General features: G+C 70.6%; 4 protein-coding genes and 1 pseudogene. All 5 read left to right on the top strand.

What is annotated here, in order from left to right; translation table 11 throughout:
• Nucleotides 1-69 precede the first annotated feature (69 nt).
• Nucleotides 70-1,386: a cellulose binding domain-containing protein gene (locus tag KBX39_RS17085; protein ID WP_043325212.1), complete on the top strand. Its 1,317-nt coding sequence runs from the start codon at nucleotides 70-72 to the stop codon at nucleotides 1,384-1,386.
• Between the two features lie 329 nt (nucleotides 1,387-1,715).
• The gene (locus tag KBX39_RS17080; protein ID WP_312247448.1) at nucleotides 1,716-3,191 is read left to right on the top strand and encodes an arabinofuranosidase catalytic domain-containing protein; all 1,476 of its coding nucleotides are present in this window, start codon (nucleotides 1,716-1,718) and stop codon (nucleotides 3,189-3,191) included.
• 50 nt (nucleotides 3,192-3,241) lie between these two features.
• Nucleotides 3,242-5,650, top strand: coding sequence for a ricin-type beta-trefoil lectin domain protein (locus KBX39_RS17075; RefSeq protein WP_069090013.1), 2,409 nt, complete (start codon nucleotides 3,242-3,244; stop codon nucleotides 5,648-5,650).
• A gap of 124 nt (nucleotides 5,651-5,774) precedes the next feature.
• The gene (locus KBX39_RS17070; RefSeq protein WP_223201431.1) at nucleotides 5,775-7,514 is read left to right on the top strand and encodes a family 43 glycosylhydrolase; all 1,740 of its coding nucleotides are present in this window, start codon (nucleotides 5,775-5,777) and stop codon (nucleotides 7,512-7,514) included.
• A gap of 11 nt (nucleotides 7,515-7,525) precedes the next feature.
• Nucleotides 7,526-7,694, top strand: a pseudogene (locus KBX39_RS33385) (GDSL family lipase); the annotation flags it as partial.

Below are 7,694 nucleotides of genomic sequence, written 5' to 3'. Positions count from 1 at the left end.
CTTCGCAGGCGACGTCGGCATCGACGGACGGCCCGGCCTGCACCACCACCCAGGGCAAGGAGTCCAGCAATGGCGAAACGAACATCCCTTCTCTCCTCCGTCGCCGCCGCGGCCGTGCTCCTCGCGGCGGCGGCCGGCGGCGCACTCAGCGCCGACCTCGGCGAGACGGCGCAGGCGTCGACAAACGGCACGCTCGCGGCGACCGCCGGCTGCGGCAAGGCGCCGACGCTGTCCAGCGGAACGCGCACCATCTCCAGCGGCGGGCAGAACCGCAGCTACATCCTGCGCATCCCGGACGGGTACGACCGCAACCACCCGTACCGGCTGATCTTCGGGTTCCACTGGCTGAACGGCTCGGCCAACAACGTCGCCTCGGCCGGCTACTACGGCCTGCTGCCGCTGTCGAACAACAGCACGATCTTCGTCGCGCCGCAGGGCATCGACAACGGCTGGGCCAACACCAACGGCCGGGACCTGACGCTGTTCGACGACATCTCCCGGCAGATCGAGAACGACCTCTGCGTCGACACGTCCCAGCGGTTCGCGCTCGGCTGGAGCTACGGCGGGGCGATGAGCTACGCGGTGGCCTGCGCCCGGCCCAACGTCGTCCGCGCGGTCACCGTCATCTCCGGCGCGAACCTGAGCGGCTGCAACGGCGGCACCCAGCCGGTCGCCTACTTCGGCATCCACGGCATCTACGACAGCGTGCTGAACATCTCCATGGGCCGGTCACTGCGCGACACGTTCGTCCGGAACAACGGCTGCACCGCGCAGAGCCCGCGCGAGCCGAGCCGGGGCAGCCTCACCCACATCACCACCACGTACTCCGGCTGCCGCGAGGGCTACCCGGTGCAGTGGGCCGCGTTCGACGGCGACCACACCCCCAGCCCGGTCGACGGGTCGTCCAGCCCGAACGACTCCCGGACCTGGACCTCGGGGGAGATCTGGCGGTTCTTCAGCCAGTTCGCGTCCACCACGCCGCCGACCACGGCGCCGCCGACCTCCGTGCCGCCGACCACGCCGCCGGTGACCACCGCACCGCCCACGACTCCGCCGGTCACGACCCCGCCGCCTGGTGAGCCGGGCGCCTGCACCGCGACCTACCGGACCGTGAACACCTGGCCGGGCGGCTTCCAGGCCGAGGTCACCGTGGCCAACAACGGCGCCACCACGCTCAACGGCTGGACCGTACGCCTGACCCTGGCCTCCGGCCAGGCGATCAGCAGCCTCTGGAACGGCGTCAACACGGGCACCTCCGGCTCGGTGTCGGTCCGCAACGCCGACTACAACGGCACGGTCGGCGCGAACGGCTCGACCACGTTCGGGTTCACCGCCACCGGAAACGGGGCCACCGCGCCCAGCGGAGTCAGCTGCACCAGTCCCTGATCTCCGTACCGCCGAACCCCCGCACGGGGAGCCGGGCCGTGGGTGGCACGCCGCCGCCCTCGGCCCGGCACCGCCGGGACAACTGAGGTCCCGCCGGACGCCGGGATGTGCTCTAATTAACTCTGGTCGATGTTCGCGCTAACATTTACGACCCCACAGGCCACCACCACCGACATGTCGGGGCCGCCGCTACACCACTGTTAGCGCTTACACCGACGGCCATCCACAACTCGCGAGGCACCGTGCCGGACGGTCGGGTGCTCGCGCGTATCCGAGGAGCCGTCATGGTGATCCCCCGTCCCCGGTCCATCCGATCCGGACCACCGCGTATGACCATCTCCGCCCTGGTGCTCGTCCTGGCCGTCGCCGGCGCCGCCGTGGCCGCGCAGACCCGAAGCGCCGTGGCCGCCCCCGGGCCCGGCTCCATCGTGGGCGTGCAGTCCGGCCGCTGCGTCGACGTCCCCAACGGCAGCACCACGAACGGCACCCAGGTCCAGCTGTACGACTGCACCGGCGGCACGCCGCAGAGCTGGACGTACACGTCGGCGAAGCAGCTCACGGTGTACGGCAACAAATGCCTGGACGCCAACGGCCAGGGCACCAGCCCGGGCACGACGGTGATCATCTGGGACTGCAACGGCCAGGCCAACCAGCAGTGGAACATCACCTCGGCCGGCACCGTCACCGGTCAGCAGTCCGGGCTGTGCCTGGACGCGACGAACGCGGGCACCGCCAACGGCACCAGGATCATCCTGTGGACCTGCAACGGACAGGCAAACCAGCGGTGGAACGTCTCGACCACACCGTCGTCACCGCCGCCCACCTCGACGCCGCCGCCCGGCGGCCGGCCGTGCGACATCTACGCTGCGGGCGGCACCCCGTGCGTCGCGGCGCACAGCACCACCCGGGCGCTGTTCTCGGCGTACGGCGGCAACCTCTACCAGGTCCGCCGCTCCTCGGACAACGCCACCCGCAACATCGGGCTGTTGAGCGCGGGCGGCTACGCCGACGCCGCTGTGCAGGACGCGTTCTGCTCCGGTACGAGCTGCGTGATCACCGCCGTGTTCGACCAGTCGGGACGCGGTAACGACCTGTGGTACCAGGGCTCCGCGCAGGTCCCCGGCTCCACCTCCAGCCGGCCCGCGAACGCGACGAGCGAGTCGCTGACGGTCGGCGGCGCCCGGGCGTATTCCCTCTACATCAACCCTGGGAACAGCTACTGGCGGGACGGCCACCTGACCGGTGTCCCCACCGGCTCCGCCCCCGAGGGCATGTACATGGTGACCAGCGGCACCCACGTCAACAGCGGCTGCTGCTTCGACTACGGCAACAGCGAGACCACCCGCAGCGCCGACGCGGCGGGGGCGATGGACGCGATCAACTTCAGCACCAGTTGCTGGTTCGGCGGCTGCTCCGGCAGCGGCCCCTGGGTGCAGGCCGACCTGGAGTGGGGTCTCTACCCGGGCGGCAGCCAGTCCTGGAACCCGAACCAGCGGGCGTTCACCAACCGGTTCGTCACCGCCACCCTGAAGAACAACGGCACCTCGCGGTTCGCCATCAAGGGCAGCAACGCCCAGTCCGGCGGCCTCTACACGCTCTACGACGGGTCGCTGCCGGCCGGTTACAGCCCGATGCGTAAGCAGGGCGCGATCATCCTGGGCAGCGGCGGCGACTGCTGCAAGCCCGGCGGCGGCGCGAACCTCAGCGCCGGCACCTTCTACGAGGGCGCCATGGTCGCGGGCTATCCGTCCGACGCGACCGAGAACGCCGTCCAGGCCGACATCGTCGCCGCCGGCTACCGCTGACCGGCGAGCCACTCGGCGACCACACTCCGCATCTCCCGAAAGGACTCGTCATGTCCGAGCCGAGATGGATACGCCGACTGCTGGCGGCGTTCGCCGTCACCGTCCTGGCCGCCGCCGGCGGCCTGATCCTCACCGCCGGCCCCGCACAGGCCGCCACCTCGATCACCGTCAACGGCGCCTCCGGCGGCCAGACGTTCGACGGGGTCGGCGCGGTCAGCGGCGGCGGCGGCAACAGCCGGCTGCTGATCGACTATCCGGAGCCGCAGCGCGGGCAGATCCTGGACTACCTGTTCAAGCCCGGTTACGGCGCCGCGCTGCAGATCCTCAAGGTCGAGATGGGCGGCGACACCAACTCCACCAGCGGGTCCGAGCCGAGTCACGAGCACGTCCGGGGCGATCTCAACTGCAACCGCGGCTACCAGTGGTGGATCATGGAGCAGGCCAAGGCCCGCAACCCCGCCATCAAGCTGGCGGCCCTGCCGTGGGGCGCTCCCGGGTGGATCGGCAACGGCAACTTCATGTCCCAGGACATGATCAACTACTTCGTGGACTGGCTGGGCTGCGCGCGGCAGCACAACCTGACCATGGACTACATCACCGCCGCCCAGAACGAGAAGCGGACGGACGCGAACTGGACCATCAGCCTGCGCCAGGCGCTGAACGCCAACGGCTACAGCGGCGTGAAGATCATCTACGGGGACGACTACCCCGGTAGCTGGGGCCCGGCCAACGCCGTGGCCGGCAACGCCACGCTGCGCAACAGCATCGACGTGCTCAGCGGCCACTACCCGTGCGGCTACCTCAGCGCGCAGACCACCTGCACCGTGTCCTCGACAGCCACCTCCACCGGCAAGACGCTGTGGAACAGCGAGGGCGGCTCGCAGGACTACAACGACGGCGCCAAGCCGCTGGCCCGCGGCATCAACCGCGGCTACATCGACGGCCGGATGGTCGCCTACCTCAACTGGGACCTGATCGCCGCCATCACGCCGAACCTGCCCTGGTCCACGGTCGGGCTGATCCTGGCCAACCAGCCCTGGTCCGGCTGGTACTCGGTCGGCAAGAACACCTGGGCGCTGGCCCACACCACCCAGTTCACCGCACCCGGCTGGCGCTACCTGGACTCGGCCTCGGGCTACCTGGGCGGCAACCGCAACAACGGCAGCTACGTGTCGCTGCGCTCGCCCACCACCGGCGACTACAGCACCGTCATCGAGACCATGGACGCCACCGCGGCCCAGCAGGTCACCATGACCGTCACCGGCGGGCTGTCCACCGGCCAGGCGCACATCTGGGCCACGAACCTGAACTCGACAAACCCGAACGACTTCTTCGTCCGCACCGCGGACGTCACCCCGTCGGGCGGGTCGTTCACGTTCACCGCCCAGCCCGGCCACCTCTACACCGTCACCACCACGACCGGGCAGGGCAAGGGCACCGCCACCAGCCCGGCGCAGGGCTCGCTGGGCCTGCCGTACCGCGACGACTTCGACAGCTATGCCAGCGGGCGGTTCCCGAAGTACCTCCAGGACATGCAGGGCGCGTTCGAGATCGTCGGCTGCGGCGGCGGCCGGTCCGGCATGTGCCTGCGCCAGATGTCCGCGCAGGCGCCCATCACCTGGAAGACCCTCGCCGACCCGGCGACCTACGGCGGGAACCTGAGCTGGGGCAACTACACGGTCTCCGCCGACGTCCTGCTCGAACAGTCCGGCTACGCCCAGATCCAGGGCCGCGTCGGCAGCACCAACCTGGACCCGATCGGCCGCTACAACGCCTACTTCCTGCGGGTCACCGACGCCGGCGCGTGGTCCATCCTGCGCAACAACACCGCCGGGCAGCTCACCACGCTGCGCAGCGGGAACGTCGCGGCGCTCGGCACCAACCGCTGGCACAGCCTCGCGCTGGGCTTCGCCGGCACCACCATCACCGCCACCATCGACGGCGCCACGGTCGGCACGGCCACCGACTCCACCTTCGGCTCCGGCCAGGTCGGCTTCGGCACCAGCCAGGGCGAGACCGCGCAGTTCGACAACCTGTCGGTGGTCGCCGGCCCGGGCGGCAACCCCGGCGGTACGAGCGGCGCGTGGCTCAACCCCAACTCCAGCCGCTGCCTCGACGTGCCGAACCAGTCCCAGACCAACGGCACCCAGGTGACGTTGTGGGAGTGCAACGGCGGGACCAACCAGCAGTGGACGGCGACGTCGAGCCGGCAACTCCAGGTGTACGGGAGCAAGTGCCTGGACGCCGAGGGGCAGGGCACCTCGTCCGGCACCCGGGTGATCATCTGGGACTGCAACGGCGGCGCCAACCAGCAGTGGAACGTCAACACCGACGGCACGATCACCGGCGTCCAGTCCGGACTGTGCCTGAGCCCGAACGGCGGCGGGACCGGCAACGGCACCTCGATCATCCTGTCCGCCTGCACCGGCGCGAACAGCCAGAAGTGGAGCCGGGCGTGACGGCCCGACCCTCGCCGACCACACCATCCGCCGCGGCGCGGCCTACCCCGGGAGATGACCTGTGACGTCAACGCTATGGAGAACCGACCGCCGGACCAGACGATGGCTCGCTCTGGCGGTGACCCTGCTCGCCCTGCTGGGGCTGGCCCCGGCCATCGCCGGCGGGCTGAACCCCACTGCCGCCCGGGCGGACAACCCGATCGTGCAGACCATCTACACGGCCGACCCGGCCCCGCTCGTGTACAACAACCGGGTCTACCTCTACACCGGCCACGACGAGGACAACTCGACCTGGTTCACCATGAAGGAGTGGCGGGTCTACTCGTCCGACGACATGGTCAACTGGACCGACCACGGATCGCCGCTCAGCCTCGCCACGTTCAGCTGGGCCAAGCAGGACGCGTGGGCCGGCCAGGCGGTCCACCGCAACGGCAAGTTCTACTGGTACGTGCCGATGGTCGTGCGGGCCACCGGCCAGATGGGCATCGGGGTGGCGGTGGCGGACAGCCCCACCGGGCCGTTCCGGGACGCCATCGGGCGCCCGCTGGTGAGCAACGGTGAGATCGACCCGACCGTGTTCATCGACGACGACGGCCAGGCGTACCTGTACTGGGGCAACCCCCGCCTGTGGTACGTCAAGCTGAACGCGGACATGATCTCGTACTCGGGCAGCCCGACCCAGATCCCGCTGACCGCGGCGGGTTTCGGCGCACGGACCGGTGACGCGAACCGGCCGACCCTCTACGAGGAGGGTCCGTGGGTGTACAAGCGCAACGGCCTCTACTACATGGTCTTCGCGGCCAAGTGCTGCTCGGAGTTCATCGCCTACTCCACCGCGCCCGGGCCGCTGGGGCCGTGGACGTACCGCGGCACCGTCATGCCCACCCAGGGCAGCAGCTTCACCAACCACCCCGGCATCACCGACTACAAGGGCGGCTCGTACTTCTTCTACCACAACGGCGCGCTGCCCGGCGGCGGCGGTTTCACCAGGTCGGTGGCGGTGGAGAAGTTCTCCTACGGCGCTGACGGCTCGATCCCGACGATCAACATGACCACCACCGGCGCGCCGCAGATCGGCACGCTCAACCCGTACATCCGGCAGGAGGCCGAGACGAGCGCCTGGGCGTCCGGCGTGGAGACCGAGCCGGCCAGCGGCGGCGGGATGAACGTCGGCTTCATCGACAACGGCGACTACCTCAAGATCAAGGGCGTCGCCTTCGGGTCCGGCGCGACCTCGTACACCGCCCGGGTGGCCTCCGCGGGCAGCGGCGGCACCATCGAGCTGCGGCTGGACGGCACCAGCGGCCCGGTGGTGGGCACCTGCCGGGTGTCCGGCACCGGCGGCTGGCAGACCTGGGCCGACACGACCTGCGCGGTCAGCGGCGCCACCGGCACCCACGACCTCTACCTGCGGTTCACCGGCGGCAGCGGCTCGCTGTTCAACATCGACCACTGGCGGTTCACCCCCGCCGGGAGCACGCCGCCGCCCACCGACCCGCCGACCACCACGCCGCCGCCGATCGATCCCCCGCCGACCACTGCGCCGCCCACCACGCCGCCGCCGGGCGGTGGCGCCTGCACCGCCACCTACCGCACCACGAACTCCTGGTCGGGCGGCTTCCAGGCCGAGGTGACAGTCACGGCCGGCGCCGCGGCGCTCAACGGGTGGTCGGTGCGGTGGAACCTGGCCGGTGGCCAGAGCATCAGCCAGGTCTGGAGCGGCACGCTGAGCACCAGCGGCTCCACCGCGACCGTCAGCAACGCCGCGTACAACGGCTCCGTGCCCGCGTCCGGCTCCACCACGTTCGGCTTCATCGCCAACGGCTCGCCGACCACCCCGTCCCTGACCTGCACCACCCCGTGAAAGGAGCACACATGCGTACCACTGTGCGGAGATGGCTCACCGCGGGCGCCGCGCTCGCCGTGCTGGCCGCCGGTGTGCTGACGGCGACCGGACCGGCGGCCGCCGAGTCCAACGGCGGCACCCGCGTGATGCCGCTCGGTGACTCCCTCACCGAGGGCACCCAGGTGCCGGGCGGCTCCC

Origin of the sequence: Micromonospora sp. D75, from assembly GCF_018070405.1 — a bacterium.
GTDB lineage: Bacteria > Actinomycetota > Actinomycetes > Mycobacteriales > Micromonosporaceae > Micromonospora > Micromonospora chalcea.
The sequence above is the reverse complement of the archived record's forward strand: the minus strand, read 5'-3'. Positions and strand labels throughout refer to the sequence as shown.

Excerpts from the sequence above, each read along its gene's own strand:
- KBX39_RS17085 (WP_043325212.1), top strand. The coding sequence starts at position 70 with ATGGCGAAACGAACATCCCTTCTCTCCTCCGTCGCCGCCGCGGCCGTG.
- KBX39_RS17080 (WP_312247448.1), top strand. The coding sequence starts at position 1,716 with ATGACCATCTCCGCCCTGGTGCTCGTCCTGGCCGTCGCCGGCGCCGCC.
- KBX39_RS17075 (WP_069090013.1), top strand. The coding sequence starts at position 3,242 with ATGTCCGAGCCGAGATGGATACGCCGACTGCTGGCGGCGTTCGCCGTC.